Source organism: Alishewanella sp. d11 (genome assembly GCF_049390205.1).
Lineage (GTDB): Bacteria > Pseudomonadota > Gammaproteobacteria > Enterobacterales > Alteromonadaceae > Alishewanella.
In genome coordinates, this window is record NZ_CP186547.1 from 3,624,443 (window position 1) to 3,644,958 (window position 20,516).

19 protein-coding genes are annotated in these 20,516 nt (G+C 46.5%); 4 read left to right on the plus strand and 15 right to left on the minus strand.

What is annotated here, in order from left to right:
* Positions 1 to 38: 38 nt before the first annotated feature.
* Positions 39 to 779, minus strand: a complete 741-nt coding sequence (locus ACO1PK_RS16230) for an enoyl-CoA hydratase (RefSeq protein ID WP_423186628.1) — start codon at positions 777 to 779, stop codon at positions 39 to 41.
* A gap of 23 nt (positions 780 to 802) precedes the next feature.
* Positions 803 to 2,554 (minus strand): gamma-glutamyltransferase, encoded by a 1,752-nt coding sequence (ggt, locus tag ACO1PK_RS16235; protein ID WP_423186629.1) that lies wholly within the window; start codon positions 2,552 to 2,554, stop codon positions 803 to 805.
* 69 nt (positions 2,555 to 2,623) lie between these two features.
* Between ggt and rrtA the strand changes: the two genes are divergently transcribed.
* Positions 2,624 to 3,202 (plus strand): rhombosortase, encoded by a 579-nt coding sequence (rrtA, locus tag ACO1PK_RS16240; RefSeq protein WP_423186630.1) that lies wholly within the window; start codon positions 2,624 to 2,626, stop codon positions 3,200 to 3,202.
* Here rrtA and ACO1PK_RS16245 read toward each other — a convergent pair.
* The 5 genes from ACO1PK_RS16245 to ACO1PK_RS16265 are packed head-to-tail and all read right to left on the minus strand — an operon-like array spanning position 3,180 to position 7,958.
* A complete protein-coding gene (locus tag ACO1PK_RS16245) occupies positions 3,180 to 3,923 on the minus strand; it encodes a hypothetical protein (RefSeq protein ID WP_423186631.1) in 744 nt (247 codons plus the stop codon). The genes rrtA and ACO1PK_RS16245 overlap by 23 nt on opposite strands.
* Positions 3,920 to 5,251, minus strand: coding sequence for a hypothetical protein (locus ACO1PK_RS16250; protein ID WP_423186632.1), 1,332 nt, complete (start codon positions 5,249 to 5,251; stop codon positions 3,920 to 3,922). The genes ACO1PK_RS16245 and ACO1PK_RS16250 overlap by 4 nt, the downstream gene beginning before the upstream one ends.
* Positions 5,251 to 6,144 (minus strand): glycosyltransferase, encoded by an 894-nt coding sequence (locus ACO1PK_RS16255; RefSeq protein ID WP_423186633.1) that lies wholly within the window; start codon positions 6,142 to 6,144, stop codon positions 5,251 to 5,253. Before ACO1PK_RS16255 ends, ACO1PK_RS16250 begins: the two co-directional genes overlap by 1 nt.
* A 10-nt stretch (positions 6,145 to 6,154) precedes the next feature.
* A complete protein-coding gene (locus ACO1PK_RS16260) occupies positions 6,155 to 6,901 on the minus strand; it encodes a WecB/TagA/CpsF family glycosyltransferase (RefSeq protein WP_423186634.1) in 747 nt (248 codons plus the stop codon).
* Positions 6,891 to 7,958, minus strand: coding sequence for a glycosyltransferase family 4 protein (locus ACO1PK_RS16265; protein WP_423186635.1), 1,068 nt, complete (start codon positions 7,956 to 7,958; stop codon positions 6,891 to 6,893). The genes ACO1PK_RS16260 and ACO1PK_RS16265 overlap by 11 nt, the downstream gene beginning before the upstream one ends.
* A 173-nt stretch (positions 7,959 to 8,131) precedes the next feature.
* Between ACO1PK_RS16265 and wecA the strand changes: the two genes are divergently transcribed.
* Genes wecA through ACO1PK_RS16280 form a run of 3 tightly spaced genes read left to right on the plus strand, consistent with a single transcriptional unit; the run spans position 8,132 to position 11,687 of the window.
* Positions 8,132 to 9,193: a UDP-N-acetylglucosamine--undecaprenyl-phosphate N-acetylglucosaminephosphotransferase gene (wecA, locus tag ACO1PK_RS16270; RefSeq protein ID WP_423186636.1), complete on the plus strand. Its 1,062-nt coding sequence runs from the start codon at positions 8,132 to 8,134 to the stop codon at positions 9,191 to 9,193.
* A complete protein-coding gene (locus ACO1PK_RS16275; RefSeq protein ID WP_423186637.1) occupies positions 9,190 to 10,527 on the plus strand; it encodes a flippase in 1,338 nt (445 codons plus the stop codon). Before wecA ends, ACO1PK_RS16275 begins: the two co-directional genes overlap by 4 nt.
* Positions 10,524 to 11,687: a polysaccharide pyruvyl transferase family protein gene (locus ACO1PK_RS16280; RefSeq protein WP_423186638.1), complete on the plus strand. Its 1,164-nt coding sequence runs from the start codon at positions 10,524 to 10,526 to the stop codon at positions 11,685 to 11,687. Before ACO1PK_RS16275 ends, ACO1PK_RS16280 begins: the two co-directional genes overlap by 4 nt.
* A gap of 72 nt (positions 11,688 to 11,759) precedes the next feature.
* On the opposite strand, the gene ACO1PK_RS16285 is transcribed toward ACO1PK_RS16280, so the two are convergent.
* From ACO1PK_RS16285 to ACO1PK_RS16320, 8 genes are all read right to left on the minus strand, one after another.
* Entirely contained in the window at positions 11,760 to 12,062 is a 303-nt protein-coding gene (locus ACO1PK_RS16285) for a DUF6482 family protein (protein ID WP_423186639.1), read from the minus strand.
* A 138-nt stretch (positions 12,063 to 12,200) separates the two neighbouring features.
* Complete coding sequence (locus ACO1PK_RS16290) at positions 12,201 to 12,656, minus strand: nuclear transport factor 2 family protein (RefSeq protein ID WP_423186640.1); 456 nt, start codon at positions 12,654 to 12,656, stop codon at positions 12,201 to 12,203.
* A gap of 181 nt (positions 12,657 to 12,837) precedes the next feature.
* The gene (locus ACO1PK_RS16295; RefSeq protein WP_423186641.1) at positions 12,838 to 13,596 is read right to left on the minus strand and encodes an SDR family oxidoreductase; all 759 of its coding nucleotides are present in this window, start codon (positions 13,594 to 13,596) and stop codon (positions 12,838 to 12,840) included.
* A gap of 221 nt (positions 13,597 to 13,817) precedes the next feature.
* On the minus strand, positions 13,818 to 14,711 hold the full coding sequence (gene mmsB, locus ACO1PK_RS16300) for a 3-hydroxyisobutyrate dehydrogenase (RefSeq protein WP_423186642.1): 894 nt from the start codon (positions 14,709 to 14,711) through the stop codon (positions 13,818 to 13,820).
* A gap of 7 nt (positions 14,712 to 14,718) precedes the next feature.
* Complete coding sequence (locus ACO1PK_RS16305) at positions 14,719 to 15,867, minus strand: enoyl-CoA hydratase/isomerase family protein (RefSeq protein ID WP_423186643.1); 1,149 nt, start codon at positions 15,865 to 15,867, stop codon at positions 14,719 to 14,721.
* 91 nt (positions 15,868 to 15,958) lie between these two features.
* Positions 15,959 to 17,116 (minus strand): acyl-CoA dehydrogenase family protein, encoded by a 1,158-nt coding sequence (locus tag ACO1PK_RS16310; protein ID WP_423186644.1) that lies wholly within the window; start codon positions 17,114 to 17,116, stop codon positions 15,959 to 15,961.
* Positions 17,117 to 17,313: 197 nt separating this feature from the next.
* Positions 17,314 to 18,810, minus strand: coding sequence for a CoA-acylating methylmalonate-semialdehyde dehydrogenase (locus ACO1PK_RS16315; protein WP_423186645.1), 1,497 nt, complete (start codon positions 18,808 to 18,810; stop codon positions 17,314 to 17,316).
* Positions 18,811 to 19,067: 257 nt separating this feature from the next.
* Positions 19,068 to 20,252 carry a thiolase family protein gene (locus tag ACO1PK_RS16320; RefSeq protein ID WP_423186646.1) on the minus strand — a complete coding sequence of 395 codons (1,185 nt, stop codon included), beginning with the start codon at positions 20,250 to 20,252 and terminating at the stop codon, positions 19,068 to 19,070.
* Between the last annotated feature and the right edge of the window lie 264 nt (positions 20,253 to 20,516).

Genomic DNA, 20,516 nt, shown 5'->3' on the forward strand with positions numbered 1-20,516 from the left:
CCAAGCGCTAATGACTTAATCGCCGTTTTTTCTTAATACTACCTGCTAAAAAACGCCTGTAAACGCTGCCGGCACGTATCCGAACTGAGTAATTGACCAAAATCGATTAATTCATTTTTTATCGTTTGTTGTACTTGCTGCAATTGCGGTGCCTTTAACAAGGCTTTACTCCGTTGCACCGCGAGCGCCGGCAACGCGGCTAATTGTTCGGCCTTGGTCGCAGCATAAGCCAGTAACTGCTCATTGCTAACAATTTCATTTACCAAACCAAATTGCGCCGCTTGTTGCGCAGTAAAGGGTTCGGCTAATAATAGGTATTGTGCCGCTCTTTGATAACCTGCAATCTGTGGCAATAACAAACTGGACGCTGCTTCAGGGCACAAACCTAATAGGGTGAAAGGCATCTGAAAGCGACAGTCAGCGGTGGCATACACTAAATCACAATGCAATAACACTGTAGTACCTATGCCTATGGCTAAACCTGCAACAGCAGCAATCAAGGGCTTAGGAAAAGCCGCCACCGTATATAAAAACTGTACTACGGGATGCTCTTCATCTAAAGGACCCGCCGCAAGAAAGTCCTGTAAATCATTACCACTAGTAAAGCAGGTTGCACTGCCTTGCAATACCACCACATTGATTTGGCTATCTTGCTCAGCATCTAGCAATGCCTTGGTTAACTGGGTGTACATTGGCAAATTAAGCGCATTTTTCTTCTCGGGTCGTTGCATACTTAATGTTAGTACGCCTGCCTTTACCGAAGCTGTAATCTCATTCATCAAAAAATACTCAAATAAAAATGTTAAAAACCACTCACCTTACCTTCTCTGCGCGGATCAGCTGCGCCCTTTAAGGAATCTTCTTCTAACGCAATAGCATGCAAGCCACTATTTAAATCTTGAATTCTAACGTCATAGCCCATGGCAGCAAGCGCGCTTTGTAATTCCTCTAAATTAGTCCCCTTTTCCAACGCCAAATAATCATTCCGATGGGTATGACGCGGTAAATTTATTGCTTGTTGCACATCCAGCTGCCAATCTAACACCGCCACTAAGCTAAGTGCGACATAATTAATAATACGGCTACCACCTGGCGAGCCAATGACCAGTTTTAAGTTATTGTCTGCATCAAATACCATCACAGGAGCCATTGAACTGCGAGGACGTTTGCCACCTTCAACCCGATTAACCACTAATTGGTCGCCCTTGTTGGGCGCTAAACTAAAATCAGTCAATTGATTGTTCAATAGATAGCCGTTAACCATTAAGCCAGAACCAAACACATTTTCGATACTAGTGGTCATACTGACCGCATTACCCGCGGCATCTACAATGGATAAATGGCTGGTATTCGGGAATTCAATAGCAGGGGCATTGACAGTTTCTAATGCTCCCTCAGGGATCCCAGCAGTAGCTACTTGATCTTTTGCAGTAATTAACGCTGCCCGAGCCTTTAGATAATCTTGCGCTAATAAGCCTGCCACGGGCACGACTGCAAAAGCAGGATCGGCAATATAGTGATCCCGATCAGCAAACGCTAAACGCGCAGCCTGACTAATGAGGTGAACCGTTTCTGCACTGTTTGGCGGCATATCGGCCAGTGGAAAATGCGCCAAAATGCCCATCATCTGTAATACGGCTACCCCGCCCGAGCTCGGTGGCGCCATACTGCAAATTTGGTATACCCGATAAGGAATACAGATGGCATCTCGCTCAATAGCGCGATAAGCAGCTAAATCGGCAAGACTTAACTGACCAGGATTAATGGCCGCGTGTTGCACGGTATGCACTAACGCTTGCGCATTTTCACCTTCGTAAAATGCAGTTACGCCCTGTTTCGCGATTTGTCTTAAAATGGCAGCATAGGCAGGGTTTTTCAGTAACTGTCCGGCTGCTAACGGTTGACCTTGCGGATAAAAATACACGCTCGCAGGCTGCAATTGCTTTAAGCCTTGATTCCAGCCCATTGCCAGTTGCTTGGCGGTACGATCTGTCACCATAAAGCCTTGCTCAGCCAACTGAATTGCATCGCTAAATAAACTTTCCCACGGTAGCTTACCATACTGTTGATGTGCATCAGCCAAGGCCCGCAGTACACCTGGCACACCCACTGATTTTCCTCCTACGTATGCTTCACGCCAACTTAGTACCTTGCCACTATTAAAAAATAATTCTGGGCCAGCTGAGGCAGGTGCGGTTTCTCGTCCATCAAAGGTCGTTAAGGCCTGGCTGTCAGCCTGCCAATGCAAAATAAAGGCTCCCCCGCCAATACCGGAGCTTTGCGGCTCAACTAAACCTAAAACTAATTGCGTTGCAATAGCCGCATCAATAGCACTGCCACCCGCTTGCAAAATACGTTGCCCAGCATCAGACGCTAGAGGATTGGCAGCGGCCACCATGGCATTAGGAAAAACCGTAAGTTGCTGTGCAATAACACCGGTCGCTGCTTCAGGCTCTCGCGTTTCTTGAGGTGTAGTAACGGCATATGAAGAAGTAAAACTTGCAATGACGAAATAACCAATGCCAAAAGTAACTAAGAGAAGATTTCTTTTCATTACGGGGACTTTCCTTATAATAATGCCCTATTACCCTAACCAGTTAGCAGCATAAGATCAACTCAGCCAATGCAAAGTCACTTAATTAAAACCTATTTACCTTATTTAGTTGTGGCTGTGTTAATCACTGTACTGTATTTTTGCCCTAAAACAGTTCAGCTTACTCTAGAATACAACAGCTTAGCGATTGAAGCAGGACAGCTGTGGCGGCTGCTCACGGGCCATTTCTTACATAGCAACCTGTATCACCTCTTGATGAATCTTTGCGGTCTTTTTGTCATCATGCTACTGCATGCACCTCTCAAGCAGCGCTTGGCTTTCGCTTGGCAAGTGTTAGTTATTAGCCTCGCCACCAGTCTATGCCTTTGGTTTTTTGCCAAGGATCTGACTCTGTATGTTGGCTTATCGGGGGTTTTACATGGCATCTTATGTTTTGGCGCAGTGTTAGACATTCGGCAAGGTTTTCGTAGTGGCATCTTAATTCTGCTCGGGGTAGCCGTAAAACTGGCCTTTGAGCAATACTTTGGCCCAGATGCCGAGCTGGCCGCTAAACTGGCGGCCGAAGTCGCAATCGACGCTCATCTTTTCGGCGCAATTTGCGGTGTTTTGCTGGGTTTAGCGTTATTTAGCCGGACACCTCACCGGTAAAGCGCGCTCCTCCGAACCGATAAATCGCATAGCTACTAAATTCAGCAATTAACTTACTGTAAAAATCTAGATTCGTCAGATTGATAGTAAACAGACAGTTCAAACTGCAATTTACCGCGCGAAAGGTTTGGGTTTGGGCAACGCCAACGCTGGCATTAAATTGATACTCGGTTATCAATTTCCGCACACGCCAACCGTGAAAATCACTAGTAATAAATCTAAGCGGTTGCGATTTCTGCAAGCGCTTGGCCAAGCTGGCAAATTCTTGATAAGTATTCTCGCCGGCATCATAACAGTCCACCACGAAAGCAAACTGACGCGCAGCTAAAGCGTCTAGATAAGGTTGGCAATAGCGTGTAGTAATTAACACAGCCGCAGGACTTTGTTTCGTCGCAACGTCTGCCAGCTCTACACTTAACCGTTGCAGGCGAGCGGAAGCACAAGCCGGTAACTGTGTCGCTGAACCACCACACCCCAATACGATATAAAGTGCCGACTCCGCAGGTGTCTTGCCCGCGCCAGATATATCAACCGTAGCGGCAAAGTTAAGGGTATTGCTATACCAATGCCTAACGTGATTGGCGATATAGGTATTTCCCATGACATAATAAAAAACAAAGAGCAACCATAGCCCCTTTTTTTTATAGCAAATACAAGCAACTAACAAACCGTACAACAGTAAATTATGCGGATAGAGAAAAGGTTCAAGCAAATCTTTCATGACTTGGTGCCTGCTAAAAGGGACGTGTTTGCTGCACTATTCGCCTGATTTGGCAAGGGGTGTAACCCCTGCGCAAGCACACCGACATTGATTAATGCCCAAGGCAACCAGAGCATACCCGAGGTCAAAACATGCCCCGCTAACAGAGATACCAGCAAAAGTATTATATTCAACAAAAGCACAGGTGCAGCTGCTTTGCTGATAGCCAGTTGGCGAATAGTCAACAAGATAATACGCCAAAAACTCAGTGCAAATAGCAACGCACCGGCTAACCCATAAAATAACAATAAATCGAATAAATCTAATTCAATAAAATATTTTTTAAGCAATAACTGTACTCCACTCTGGCCTACACCAAATAGGTGAAGCCATTCCGGATAATGCTCAGACACCGTGGTGAAATTTCGGACTAAATAAAAATCACGCGACGATAAAATAATGCCTGCTAATCCACGTTGTTGATAAGAGAATACCAACTTATCGTAAAGCCCAACCCACTGTAAAAGAGCTTGAAAATTGCAGATTAACAACAACAGTAAAGCACATAAAAGTATCCCAGCTGCCACTATGGCGCGTCTGTATTGTTGATAAATGCTACGATAGTGATGCGTCGAGGTCAGTAATAATGGAATAAAGCATATCAGCAGCAAACTGCCAAAAAGCCCCGTTTTTGTCAACATCAGTGCAGCCATCAGCAAAGTGGACGCAGCGATTATAGGGTAACACCAACGCTTTACTTGCCAAGATCGCATTAATAACCAACAACTCAACACCAACAATAAGGCTGATAATTCATTGGTAGAAATAAAAAAGCCCTTTATACCAAGAAACTTTTGCGACACTTCTTCCATTGGCTGATAAGCAGTACCACCATAGCCTGCCAATCCAACACAAAAATTCAGCAACAGCAGCAGATAGCTCCCCAGCACAAATCTATCTAGCCATTGAGCAAAGCGCTCAGGATCGCGCTTGGCCAGCACACTAAAATAGGCTAAAGCGGTTAATAACGCCCCGACTTTGGCAATCAACTGAATATCTTGCCATAAACCGTTATGTCCTTTTAACAGCATCACGTAAACAGGACCTAGCAACATTAAACACATTAGGCCAAATGGCGCATATAACGACTCTCGACAAAGCTGCCAGCCTCGGATGCTGAATCCCGCTAACAATAGTGCTTTAAACAGGGCAGCTAGATGATAACTTTGTCCAACAGTATGCCAAAGCAGCCCATTTAACCAGTCCACCAATACCACCAAAGCAGCCAGAAAAAGCAATATACGGTCTAAAGCAGCGGTCTGTAGTTGAGTCGTCGTTAAGGTCATCATTATTTTTTAAATAAACCGCTTAAACCTTTACTGAATAGCCTAATCCGCAACTGACTCAGACGTGCCAATCGTTGTTTGAGATAATAGCGCACTTTCAGTTTGATTAACCCATAACGACATAGATGCATCACTTGCGCTAAACTCAGTGTTTGCTGTTGCATCGTTATACGATAAAACATTTGATTTTGCAGGTTGCGCTCGTTCATCAAGCTACGATGTTTGGCAACAAATTGCTGATGCGCATCCAAACGTTTCGGTGAGTTAGTTATGCGGCCAAGCTCGTGCCCCACATTCACCTTATAACTGGCGTCAGCAATACGTAAAGCAGGGCCAAACGCAGCGACAACTCTTACCCACATATCATAGTCTTGAAATGCCGCCAGCGTAGTATCGAAGCCTCCCAGTTGTAACATCCGCTCACGTTTGACCAGGGCTTGATTCGACAAGGTATGTAGATCCAAGAGCTCAGCTAAACTAACGGTTTGCTGCTGAGCATATAGGGTTTTCTTGACCGAGCCATAATCCCAAATATAGGCTGAACACACACAGCTATATTTATCATCATAAGCCGCTAACAAGCTGCTTAAGCGATGTGGTAAAAATTCGTCATCATCATCTAAGCCGGTAACAAAATCACCTTTTGCTGCATTTATTGCCCGATTTCGTGCAGCACAAGCACCTTGGCCATGCGTTTGCCGCAGAATGCTCACCCTTGGCTCAGCAGCATAGCGGGCAGTTAGCACGTCATAGGTTTCATCTGAAGAGGCATCATCAACGACAATTAACTCAAAATGCGGGTAATCCTGCGCCAACACCGAATCAATAGCACGACAGGCCATTTGGACACGGTTAAAAGTGGGCATATACACACTGATTAATGGATTTTGCGACATCCAGCTATCCTTAAATTTTTCCTAGCCAATACCACCAAAGGTATTTTATTAGCCTTAGTTGCCGCCCGATACGACTGGGTTGCGATAGCAGTCGATAGGCCCACTCAAGATTGAGCTTACACCACAGTGCAGGAGCACGTTTTACATTTCCGGTAAACACATCATAAGTCCCACCAACCCCCATATAAAAACAGGCGGGATGTTGTGCTTGTATCCGCTGTATCAAAAGTTCTTGCTTAGGCGAGCCCATGGCAACACTGACAATACGGGCATCACTTTGCTTGATAAGGTTAATGAGTTCAGCTTCATCCTGAAAATAACCATCCGTAGCACCAACTAAATTCACGCCTTGTGCAACCAACTTCGCTTGCGTTTGCGCCAAGATCTCAGGCTTCGCGCCTACTAAGTAAACAGGCACGTTAAATAAAGCCGCACGCTGCATCAGCGCCTGCCACAATTCGCAACCCGGAATGCGCTGCACTCGTCGGTTAAGTCGTTTTCGCATCACTTTAACCACGCCAATGCCATCGGCATAACGAATATCTGCTTGCATGATGACAGCTAAAATGGCTGGATTTTCTATTGCGGTTAAGATTTTTTCCGGGTTAATGGCAATAGCCGAACCGCCAAAAACCTCACCACTGTCTTGCACAATAAAATTAAGTAATTGTGTCATATCGTCAAAAGCTGACACAGCTACAGGCCCTATCTTTACGGTCGAAATAGCCTCTATGCTATTTACTGCACTATTGTCCATGCGTTAAATCCTGATAAAGTTGCCGCAAACGTCGAATCACCCCAGGTAATAACACCGCTTCAGCTTGCTGCCGACATGCTTGCTGCAGCGAAGTGTAAGCGCTGTTTGAAAGCCCAAACAGCTGGTGAATACTTTGACAAACCTGCGCGATGATTTCCGGCTCTGCTTGCTGTTGACTGATTCGATATCCAGTCATACCAGGTTGTACCTGCGCGGTAGAGCCATCCGTCTCAGTGGCGACGACTGGGGTATAACAAGCCATCGCCTCCGCCATCACTAACCCAAAAGATTCATTGCGAGACAAACTTATAAAACAACGTGCCCGCTCATACAGTTTTTGCAATTGTTCAGGTGACTGCGCGCCTAACAGCTGCAGATTAGCAAACTGTTTGGCTGCGGCCTCAAGCGTTGCTTGCCAAGGTCCCGCGCCAGCCACCACAACACGGCAATGTGGCAGCAAAGGGAGTAATGCCAATAGTCGATCCATGCCTTTGTTGTTGTCCAAGGCCCCCACATACAAAATGTCGATATCTTTTTCTGAAAAAAGTACACAACGCGCGGCAGCATAGCGCCCATCGATCCCTGCCGACAAGACTTGTTGCTGTACAGGCGTGAAAAAAAACTGCTGGCTTAAACTCGCGCTGGTAAAAATCCAAGAATCGACCTGCTTCGCACACCAACGATAGAGTCGACTTGGTGGCTGATAAAAGTAAATATCACTGCCGTGACAGGTCACCACGATTTTCAGCTGTCGGTTACGCAGTAATCGATACAGCAGCGCTAAAAATATACTGGGGTAAAAAAAGTGCACATGAATAATCTGATAGCGTTTACGGCTTAGCAGAAAACGCCATACGAAGTCCAAAAAGAAAACGGGATATTTCAATATGCTGTTCAGCCAAGAGTCACTATGCCAACGCATATAATGGTAATCAGCTGGTTGCCCCTGATTAGTTAACTCAACCACTTGATTAGTTACAAACTGCCCCTGAAAAGGCGCAGATGTTTTAGGCCCCATATTGGTAATAATTAAGAGTTTAGGATGAGCGCTGGCCACGTTAAAGTATAACTCCTGAGAATGTGACTGAAATGGAAAAAGGCTTTGTTTAAAAAGTATTAGCGTTAGCCAGTCGTTTATTTTCTCACTAAGCATTATTATTACAACAATTTTCAGCTGACGCTCAGCTGAATAAGCGTTTCCTAGGCAAAATTAAATAAAATGAACTTACTATGACTTCGCAACTGCTATTATTTTTCGCTGCGTTTGGATTTTGTCTGTTGGCGATTTTGCTGTTTTATCCACTTTCTCAAAAAATCGGATTAGTAGACATCCCCAAAGGACGCAAACAACATACCGGGGCCATTCCTTTGATCGGTGGCCTATCCGTTTTTTCAGGCTTAGCCTTTTCCATTGTGCTCTTTGCACCAGAGGATCTAAACCTGATGTTTTATTTGTTATTAACTGGCAGCATAGTAGTGTTAGGCGCTTTTGATGATTATCTCGATCTTAGCGTTAAATTACGCTTAGCAGTGCAATTAGTTGTTAGCTTAGGCATGGTATTTGCGCTTGATTTACATCTCGCCAGCTTAGGAAACCTGTTTGGTTTTGGAGAGGTTAAACTTGGCTTCTTGGGTATACCCATCACACTTATTGCTGTTATCGCCGCAATTAACGCCTTCAACATGACCGACGGCATTGATGGGCTAGCAGGCATGTTAAGCTTGGTTAGCTTTGTCGCCATCGCAGGCTTTATGTTGCTATGGGGCCAACCTGAGCAAGCACTCTTGCCCATGTTACTGATTTGCGCCTTGTTACCTTATTTAGCCTTTAATCTGCACTTAGTCCCAGGTAAAAAAATCTTTATGGGTGATGCTGGCAGTATGCTTATTGGCTTTTCCGTGATTTGGTTACTCATCACCGGCACCCAAAGTGAAACAGCCAGTTTTCGGCCAATCACTGCACTCTGGTTAATTGCCATACCCTTGATGGACATGGTGGCTATTATGCTTAGACGTATCTTAAAGGGGCAGTCACCTTTTCAAGCGGATCGCGAACATTTACATCATATTTCCCTGCGCTTAGGTTTAAACCCACGCGAATCACTGACTTTGATCACGGCTTTAGCCTGTATTTTTGCCTGTATCGGTATTATTGGTGAATACCTGATGATCCCCGATATCGTCATGCTATTGCTGTTTGTCATAGTTTTTACAGCTTACATCCTGCTGCTGCAGAATATATGGCGGATTTTGTCGAATTTACGACGTCGTTTGCGTGGGAGACAAGCATGAGGCTGCTGAAAAAGCTGTTACAAGCCCGCGCTACCGCTATGCTGGGTGATAAGTTAGTCAAACTGACTGCGGGCGCAATACTGACGATCTTTGTCGCAAGAATGCTAGGTGCCAGCGAGTTAGGTGTTTACTCCATTATCATGGCCTGGAGTGCGTTTCTAGTGCCCTTGACCAGTATGGGCTTGAATAATCTGGTGGTGCGGCAAATGACCAAGCTGCCTACCGGGCAAGCCGCAATGACCATGTTATACACCGCAGTCAGTATTCGACTGCTACTTGGCTTGCTCGGTGGTGGCTTGATGCTGGGTCTGTTTTATCTGGTTAATCCAGAGCTGTTTAGCGGCCATCTTAGTTATGCCATACCGCTGCTGTTTGTGTTGCAGGCATTTTTTGGCTTTCTTCTTTTCGAGTTTTACTTAAATTATCAGGGTACGTTTCGCACTAGTGCTTATGTAAAATCGATAATTTCGCTGGCTAGTTTTGGACTAAAATTACTGCTGTTATATCGTGGGTTTGGTATTGCCAGTTTAATCTTAGTGTTTGCTCTTGAATTTTTACTGGTCGGTTTGGCGCAGTATGTGATTTACCGCAAAAAACATCGGCCCTTTAAAGAAGAGCAGCAACGCTGGCCAGCTTATCATCCAAAGCATTTTCGGTTGGAGTATGCCCAGCAATTACTTAAACGCTCCGCGTGGCTTTGGCTGTCCGGTATTGTCTCGGTGATTTACCTAAAAATTGACATTGTGATGCTGGGCAGTATCGCCGGTACCGAACAAGCCGGTATTTATGCCGCAGCCAGCCGCTTATCCGAATTATGGTATGTCTTTCCGGCAACCTTGGCAGTGCGTTATTACCCAGATATGCTAAAAGCCTATGAAAAAAGCTGGGATGGCTATTTATTAAAGTTACGCCGCTTTGCACTCATGTTTTTTAGTGCAGCACTGGCGATAGCGGTCATGATGAGCCTCAGTGCCGAGTGGATCATTATGCTGCTGTTTGGTGAAGCCTTTAGTGAAGCCATCACGGTGCTTAGGATCCATATTTGGGCAGGCTGCTTTATCTTTGTGCGCTATTTAATTGGCCAGCACTTAGTTATCACCGAACAAGAGCCGCTATCGCTGTTTAGCCATGGCATGGGCGCCCTGCTTAATGTACTACTTAACCTTTGGTGGATCCCTCAGTACGGCATTGTAGGCGCAGCTTGGGCGACCTTAATCTCTTACGCTTATGCTTCATTTTTCTTCTTATTTTTTGCCAAAAGCACCCGCAGCCAATTATGGCAACTGCTAAAAGCAAAAAAAACAGCAACGACTCATAATGGACAATCTGAATGAATAAACCGTATTTTGTAGAAATTAAAGGCGTTCAATTTCGGAATAAAGGGGCATATTTAATGCTTTTGGCTTGCCTGCAAGGTTTAAAAGCGAAAGAGAAACCCTTCGAGCTAGTATTATCACCTGGCCCGAATTTACCCTACCCCGAACGTGCACGTCACGGTGCTTGGCAAAAACTGGCGTTTCGGCGTAAAGGTTTAGACTTAACTGGCCTGCTGGGGCGTTTACCACAGGCGCTGCTGCGGTTATTTAAGCGTTATGGCATGGTCACCGAGCGTGACGTGGATTTAGTACTAGAAGCCAGTGGTTTCGCCTATGGTGATCAATGGCCTTTGACATTTTTACAAAATACCGCGAAAGAAGTTGTACGCTTTGCTAAAGCAGGCAAACCTTATATTTTTATGCCACAAGCCTTTGGCCCCTTTCAGTCAAAACAAAGCAAAGCCGCTATGCGCGATATTATTACGCATGCCAGACTGATTTTTGTTCGCGATCCAGTGTCACTGAGTCATTTACAAAGCTGCATCGAGGTTTTACCTGAACATGTTATTTTAACCCCTGACTTTACGGTAGGCTTAACGCCACAAGCGAATGCCGAAATACCGACCTTAAACGTCCCCTTTGCAGCACTGATCCCTAATTCAAAAGTAGTCTCAAAATATAATCACGCCAATGCCGAAGGTATGCGCCAGCAATATGTCGCAGCCTTTGCTGCTGCAGCCGATTATTTAACAGCACTAGGCATTCAACCGGTACTCGTCAACCATGAAGGGAAAGAGGATGCCGAACTTTGTGCCGAGATTGCAGCGCTTTCCCCTTGTGGCTTAGTCCAAATAGAAGATCCTCTTGCGGTGAAAGCCTTTATCGGCAAAGCAGAACTGGCGGTGAGCTCACGTTTTCATGGCGCAGTGAATGCGCTTAGCCAAGGCATTCCTTGTATCGCCACCAGCTGGAGCCATAAATACCATGCCATGATGAAAGACTTTGGTATGGGTGAGTTTTGTGTAGAAACACTCTCAGAAGACAGCCTATTAGCCGCGCTTGCCGATTTACTTGAGCAAAAAGTCAGTCTGACAGACGAAGTGGCCACTCGAGCATTGAGCTTAAAACAGCAAAATAAACTAATGTGGCAGCGTTTATATCGTGCCATTGGCTGGTAAAAAATTTCGATTTTAGTCTATTACAGAGTAACTGGCTGCACAGTCATTTGACTATGCAGCTAGCCAATACTCTTAGTGCTTAAAGCAAACAGGGAGTTTTAGCGTATTATCCGTTTTTTCCGGTCCGCCGCACATCTCATCATAGGCAGATTGATGCACCAACCAAGCTTCTCGCACCGTGCAATCTTTAAGTGACTGCTTTACTTGCTCTACACTATGAAAACGCTGTGGATGATCTTCATCATTAACAATAAAACCTTTGCGGCCGTCAAAATCGGCCTCGACTAAATAAAGGCCCATTTCATAAGAGTGAATCGTCAGTTCATCGATACGAACATCTTGATGATTTAGATGGGCAAGACGGTGGTGTGGCATACAATACTCCAACAATTAATGTGATCAATAATACTGGGTAAAGCCCAAGTGCTTACTACACTACTGCTAGTAATTATTACGAACCTTTTTCTGGACGCGATCTGTTTTATTTCTCTTTTCCACTCGCGCTGCAAATAACTATAGTGATTCTTTGCTTGCTTGGCGGGTTGCTTGCCAGTTCACCACCTGCCATTGGCCATTACGTTTAAGGTAAGTGCCACTGTTTAAAAACCGTAAGGTTTCCGTCTCCGACTGCCCGACCAAGGTAAAAGCCACAATCGCTGTATCCCCGTACAACATAATCTGCACATCTTCGCTGTGATAGCGCATAGCAATATCCGCTGCAGCCAGCTCACCTCGGCTAGTCACGCTGGCCATTAATTCCGCTTTACCAAAGCGCGTACCTGACGAACTAGTATAAATAAGCTCATCTGCCCAATGTTTATTGTGAATAGCCGGATCATTACGCGTAGCGCCGTCTAAAAATTCACTTAACAAGGCGGTGAGCTCGGCTTTATCATCAGCTAACAACTGGCCAGGTAGCAACACGCTGCACGCTAACAAAAATGGCATTAATGTTTTAAACACTGTCATCCCTTATTCCTTTCTATTCATTCAATAAACGCAAAGCTCTTAAGCGGCAATGAGTCGGCGTATACTGGAACACCGCCCACCCCCGTTCATCTTAAAAGCCGCAGGCTATGGCTTTGCAGAAAAGTGCCTTAACAGTCCTAAAAAAAGGTGCCGTAGCACCTTTTTTAGAAATACATCACACTTAAAACGCAATACCACCATCAATTTCTACTACCCGACCGGTAAAGAAATCGTTCTCAAAAATATACTTTGCAGTATGGGCAATTTCAGCCGCTTCACCTAAACGCCCAACTGGCTTCATTTTCTCTAACCGCTCACGCGCTTCCGGCTTCATCGCATCCGTCATCGCAGTACGGATCACCCCTGGTGCAATAGCGCCAACGCGAATGCCATAACGCCCTAGCTCACGCGCCCAAGTCACTGTCATCGCCACCACACCGGCTTTAGACGCTGCATAGTTGGTTTGGCCCATATTTCCGGCGCGCGCCACACTCGACATATTGATAATCACGCCCTGAGTACCGCGTTTTACCATTATAGCTGCCGCCTCACGACCACATAAAAACACGCCCGTTAAATTCACATCAATCACCGACTGGAATTGCTGCAAAGGCATCTTCGCCACTAACTCGCCGTCTTTCACCTTTAACAACAAACCATCGCGCAAAATACCGGCGTTATTAATCAAGCCATGAATACCGGCAAAATCCTGATCAATTTGCGCAAAAGTAGCTTCAACCTGCGCTTCATCCGCCACATTCGCCACATAGGTTTGCACCTGCGTCAATGCCGATAACTCCGTTGCCGCCGCCGCTAATTGCTCATTATTCATATCAATCAGCGCCAGCTTAGCCCCTTCGGCAGCACACATCCGCGCCATCTCCAGACCCAAACCTTGGGCACCACCGGTAATTACTATTGTTTTGTCTTGTAAAATCATAGTTTTTCCATCAAGTCTGTATAAGAAGTAGCTCAAAATGCTAGGGCTACAATACCTTTAAATGCCACCTTGCTTTATGCTGAGCAGCGGCTAATACGGATGTACTTTTTTGGCGGAACGTGTTTTTCATGGATGAAAAACAGGAGCCTACAGGGATGTATCTACGGCGTGTCCGACAAAAAATGTACGGAGTATTCGCCGCTCCTGCCGAATGCGCCCCTCTAACTATCGCGCTTCTCAAATGCCGTAAAAATGCTGGAAAAATCCAACTTACCATTACCCGCCCGCTGATGCGCCACATACATATTACGCGCCAACGCCCCCAGCGGCGTGCTACTACCACTCTGCAACGCCGCCTCCAACGCCAAACCCAAATCCTTCACCATCAAATCCACCATAAAACCACCTTGGTAACCATTTGACGACGGCACATTAGGCATCACCTCTGGACAAGGGTTGTACAGCTCTAACGTCCAATTCCGACCGGAGCTTTTTAGCATGATCTCCGACAACACTTTCGGATCTAAGCCATTATCAATACCCATCTGCAGCGCTTCCGACGTCCCGGCCATCAAGATACTCAGTAGCATATTATTACAGATCTTCGCCACCTGTCCGGCGCCGACAGCACCAGCATGGAACAGGTTTTTCCCCATATGCGCTAATACGGTTTTCGCGCGCTCAAAATCGCTATCACTGCCACCAACAATAAAGGTTAATGTCCCGGCTTTAGCGCCACCCACGCCACCAGACACTGGCGCATCAATAAAGGCAATACCTTGCTCAGCTAACGCCGCCCCTAGTTTACGCGCGCTCTGCGCGTCAATGGTAGAACAGTCCAGTACCAAGGCATCTTTGCTGATCTGTGCTGCTATTCCCTGCTCGCCGAGATATAAACCCAGTACATGTTTAGCCGCTGGCAGCATCGAAATCACAAACTCTGCGCCAACCACTGCATCTGCAGCCGAGCTTGCTACTGCTGCACCATCAGCTTTTACTTGAGCTAAAGCGGCAACGGACAAATCAAAGGCAGTCACCTCATGCCCTGCTTTGACTAAATTGCTGGCCATCGGGCCACCCATATTACCTAAACCAATAAACGCGACCTTTGCCATCTTCTAATTATCCTTCTTGCTTACCTAAATCACGTAACGGATGGGCTTCAGCGGCCCAAGGTGAACGAAATAGCTCTGCGATAACGTCTTGTGGCACGCTCGCCACATCAGCATATTGCCATTTCGGTTGCAGATCTTTATCGATAAGTAAAGCCCTTACGCCCTCTTGAAACTCACCCAATTTTGCGCATTGCACACTCAAACCGAGCTCTAAGCGGAAGCTGTCGGCCAGAATTTTGCTTTGGCCCAATTGCAACAAGCGATAAACAATATGTGCGGTAATAGGACTGCCGTAGCGTAGCGAATCTTTCGCTTTACTAAGCCATTTATCTTCGCCTGCCAGATCTAGAATAGCTTGCATCACAGCACGAAGATCAGGTAACTCGGCAAGTGACGCTATCGCCTCTTGATAAGGCCGAATTTGGCTGAGTGGCATTTGTGTGCGACAACCTTGCTCTTGCTGTCTTAACAAATCGGAGAGTTTTTGATGATTAAGGGCTACCGTATCGCCCCATTTGACAGTCAGTAGCTTATCGATAACCTGCGCTTTTTGTTCATGGCAGATAAACACATCCGCCAAGCCAATAAAACGCGCATCTGCCGCATTGATAGAGGCACCGGTTAAACCTAAAAACAAGCCACATCCCGCTGGCATGCGATTTAAAAACCAGCTTGCACCCACATCAGGATATAAGCCAATGGCCATCTCAGGCATAGCAATACGACTAGTCGCAGTTACCACACGATGTGAGGCGCCGGCCATTAACCCCAAACCGCCGCCCATCACTATGCCATTGCCCCAGACTAAAACAGGCTTGTCAAAGGTGTGAATAAGATAATCAAGTGTGTATTCTTTAGTGAAGAACTCTGCAACGTATGGCTGATAGGTTCCGGGCTGATCTTTCATGGCCTGATACAGATCGCGGATGTCACCACCGGCACAAAAGGCCTTGTCGCCCACACCTTGTAAAATCACCAAGGCAATCTGCGGATCCGCTTTCCACTGCTGCATTTTTGGCAGCAATGACTCCACCATTGGCAAACTTAACGCATTGAGGGATTTTTCCGAATTTAAGGTCGCGATGGCAATTTTTTTGCCATTATCTGCAGTGAGCTCATCGTATAGCACCACTGCGTTTAGCGTATTTTCAAGCATGGGTAATCCTTAGCTGTGGCTGCCAAACTGACTGGGCAGCACTTGCCGCCGAATAACGGCGGCCGAGTGTAACCTTGCTTTATGACAGACGTTAGAGAATAGCGCCAGCCGCTTCATCGAGTAGGCGACGACCAATGATTAATCGCATAATCTCATTAGTGCCTTCCAGAATTTGATGAACTCGTACGTCACGGAAATGCCGCTCTAACGGATATTCTTTAATATAACCATAGCCACCATGCAATTGCAGCGCTTGATCACACACGGTAAAGCCGACATCGGTAGCAAAGCGTTTCGCCATAGCACAGTAGGCCGTGGCTTCTGGATCCTCAACATCTAGTTTAAAAGCAGCTAAACGGACTAACTGACGGGCAGCAACCAGTTCAGTGGCCATATCCGCTAATTTAAATTGTAAGGCTTGAAAAGCAGCTAACGGCTTACCAAACTGTTGACGCTCTAACATGTAATTACGCGCGGTATTCAGTGCTTGTTGCGCCGTACCAATCGAGCAGGTGGCGATATTAATACGGCCGCCGTCTAAGCCTTTCATAGCAAAACTAAAACCCTGACCTTCGCGACCTAATAAGGCACTGGCTGGAATACGCACGTCTTCAAAAGTCACTAAACGAGTGGGCTGCGCGTTCCAGCCCATTTTCTCTTCGGCTTTACCATAAATGACCCCTGCGGCATCAGCAGGTACCACAAAGGCAGAGATGCCTTTCGGTCCGGCTTCGCCAGTTCGGGCCATCACCACCAGTACCTCGGTTGCACCCGCGCCCGAGATAAACATTTTCGAGCCATTTAATACATAGTCGTCGCCATCTTTGCGCGCACTTGTCCGTAAGCTTGCAGCATCTGAACCTGATCCCGGCTCTGTTAAACAATAGGAAGCCAGTTTCTCACCAGTGACTAAACTAGGTAACCACTGTGCTTTTACGCTGTCGGTGGCATAGCTGGCAATCATCCAGGTGGCCATATTATGAATGGTTAACATGGCGGTCGTTGCTGTACACCCCATAGCCAGCTGTTCAAAAATGATCGAAGCATCCAGCCGTGATAAACCTAAACCACCGGCCTCTTCAGGGGTGTAGAGTGAACAAAAACCCAACTCGCCGGCTTTTTGTATCACGTCTTTTGGAAAATGATGCTCACGATCCCAGCTCGCCGCATGTGGCGCCAACTCTTGCTCGGCAAACTGACGGGCCGCATCAACAAATGCCTGCTGATCTTCGGTTAAATTGAAATTCATAAGAATGCTTCCTGAACGACTGTTATTACTCTCTAAAACCACGAACCACGACAGCTCAGCTGTATTTATTATGGCTAACCAGCTCTAGCTAGGCTTCTCGAAAGCCTTTGGCTATAGCAAAACGGGCGACGGTAAAGCTGCAAATTTTTAGGAGTTTGTCTTTACTTTAACCGCCGCTCGCCTGCCCCTGTCACCGGTTAACGCAGGTTGATTGACATATTCGGGCCTGAGACCGAAATATCTTCGTCAAACCAACGTGCTGTAATGGTTTTTGTTTCAGTATAAAAACGTACCGCTTGCTTACCATAAGCATGCTGATCACCGTAGAAAGAGCCTTTCCAACCGGTAAAAGAGAAGAATGGCAGGGGTACTGGGATAGGTACGTTAATACCAACCTGACCCACTTCCACATTATGCTGATACTTGCGTGCTGCGGCGCCGCTGGCGGTAAAGATAGCAGTACCATTACCAAAGGGGCTAGCATTGACCAGCTCAATAGCTTCTTGCAATGAGTTAACCGTCATGGTGTTCAGCACAGGGCCAAAGATTTCTTGTTTGTAGATTTCCATCTCGGTGGTGACATTACTAAAGACCGTTGGGCCAACCCAGTTACCTTTTGGATAACCTTCGACCTCACAGCCTGAGCCATCTAACAAGCAAGTTGCGCCTTCTTTTTTGCCCTGATCGATCAGCGACATCACCCGTGCTTTGGCTTGCGGACTAATTTGCGGGCCATAAGCGGCATTCGGATTACTGTAATGACCTGGTCCAACTTTACCAATGGCCGCAGCCACTTCTGGGATCCACTCAGCAGCACTGCCAACAAAGACCGCGACCGAAATGGCCATGCAGCGTTGACCCGCTGCGCCCACTGAGGCGCCAACTAATGCATTGATAACCTGCTGTTTATTGGCATCAGGCATAATAACCATATGGTTCTTCGCACCCGCGAAGGCTTGGACACGTTTTAAATTGTCGGTACCCGTTTTGTAGATGTATTGGCCAACATTGACCGAACCCACAAAAGAAATAGCTTTAATATCTGGGTGATGCAAAATAGTATCGACTTGCTCTTTAGTGCCATGCACGACTTGTAACACCCCTTTCGGTGCGCCAGCTTGCACAAACAGCTCAGCCAATTTGTTGACCGTCATCGGATCTTGCTCAGACGGTTTTAAAATAAAGGTATTACCACAGGCAATCGCCAGCGGGAACATCCACAGTGGGATCATAGCAGGGAAGTTGAACGGCGTAATACCGGCACACACGCCTAGCGGTTGAATATAGCTGTAGGTGTCGATACTACGAGCCACGTTTTCAACTGTTTCCCCCATCATCATTGAAGGAATATTCGCGGCCTGCTCGACCACTTCAATCCCACGCCACACATCGCCTTTGGCATCTTCAACCGTTTTACCCAGTTCTTCACAAATAATGGCAGCGATATCAGCTTGATGATCTTTTAATAATTGCGCATAGCGCATCATTAAACGGGCACGCTCTGATACCGGCACTTCTTTCCAAGTTTGAAAAGCGGATTTAGCCGATTCTATGGCGCGCTGCATTTCATCTGCCGTGGTGCAAGGCACTTGGGCAATCACGTCTTGGGTGGCAGGGTTGGTTACATCGATAAGTTTGTCACTGCTAGAGTGGATAAACTCACCGTCAATAAATAGTTTAACTTGCTGTATCATGGATTTATCTCGTTTGCTATTCCCTTCACCCTTGAAGATATGGGGCATTAGCGGCCTTCACATCTCTTCAATGATTTAAGGTAACTATGAATTTAGACGGTTTACCGGCCTGTTATTTATTGTTTTAGGCCGGTTCCGTTACCGTTATCCTTGATCGGTGCTGTCTTTGCAGCATTAGTGATTTAGGATAATTACCCGTCTTCGCAGGTTTTATTACGCGGCGCTTCTCCCCAACCGCTTTTTTGTTTTACGTGGTACTAAACTAGTTCTATTGCTAACGCTACGCCTTCGCCACCACCAATACACAGTGAGGCAACACCGGTTTTAAGACCGCGTTGGCGTAACGCATGAATTAAGGTCACTAAAATACGCGCACCTGAGGCACCAATTGGGTGGCCCAGCGCACAGGCACCGCCATTGACATTCACTTTGCTCGCATCTAAGCCCAGCTCGTTAATCGCCAACATGGTTACCATGGCGAAGGCTTCATTGATTTCCCATAAATCAACCTGCTCTTTATCCCAACCCGCTTTAGCCAAGACTTTTTGCATCGCGCCAACTGGCGCAATGGTGAATAATTCTGGCGCGATTGAATGGGTAGCATGGGCGACAACACGAGCCAATGGCGTTACACCTTGGGCTTTTGCATCCGCTTCACGCATTAACACTAAGGCTGCAGCACCGTCTGAAATCGAGCTAGAATTAGCGGCAGTAATGGTGCCGTCTTTAGCAAACGCAGGACGCAGACCAGGGATTTTTTCCGGTTTGGCATTACCCGGTTGTTCATCAACTTGAAAAGTCACCTCGCCTTTACGCGTTTGGAAGATCACCGGCGCAATTTCTGCTTCAAAAGCACCGCTGTTGATAGCGTTTTGCGCACGGGTTAAGGATTGCACGGCATAGGCATCCATTTGCTCACGGCTAATGGCTTTTTCGTTAGCGGTATCTTGGGCAAAACAGCCCATGGCTTTGCCATCATAAGCATTTTCTAAACCGTCGAGCATCATATGATCTTTGATTTGACCATGCCCCATCCGATAACCGGTGCGGGCCTTGTCTAATAAATACGGCGCATTGCTCATCGATTCCATACCACCAGCAACCACCACATCAGCACTACCCACTTGCAGCAAGTCCGAAGCAAGCATGACTGCTTTCAAGCCAGAACCACACACTTTATTAATGGTGGTGGCACCCGCGCTTAGTGGCAAGCCCGCTTTTAACGTGGCCTGACGTGCAGGTGCCTGACCTAAGCCAGCGGGTAACACATTGCCCATAATCACTTCGTTAACTTGCTCAGGATTAATGCCAGCATCAGCTAGCGCAGCCTTTATAGCAGTCGCGCCGAGTACAGTGGCATCGACGTCTGACAGTCCACCTGTAAAACCACCCATAGCGGTACGTTTAGCGGCAACGATAACTACTGCGTTTTGCTGACTCATTAAAACTCTCCAAAATCGGTATCTAAACACTATGGCGAAGAGACTACACCAAATTTACGTTTACGCCAACGTCAACATGCTGCCACTATGGTATTACCAGATAAAAAAAGTGGATAATTCTGTACAGCCTTAACGCGCTGCTTGGCATGTTATCTTTACAAAAAATCCAAGTTATTCCCCTGCCGCCCACAAAACACCAGCACCTAGCTTTACCTTTACGTAAACTTCACTTATAGTTGCCTGCACTTAGTTGGAAGGCATGCC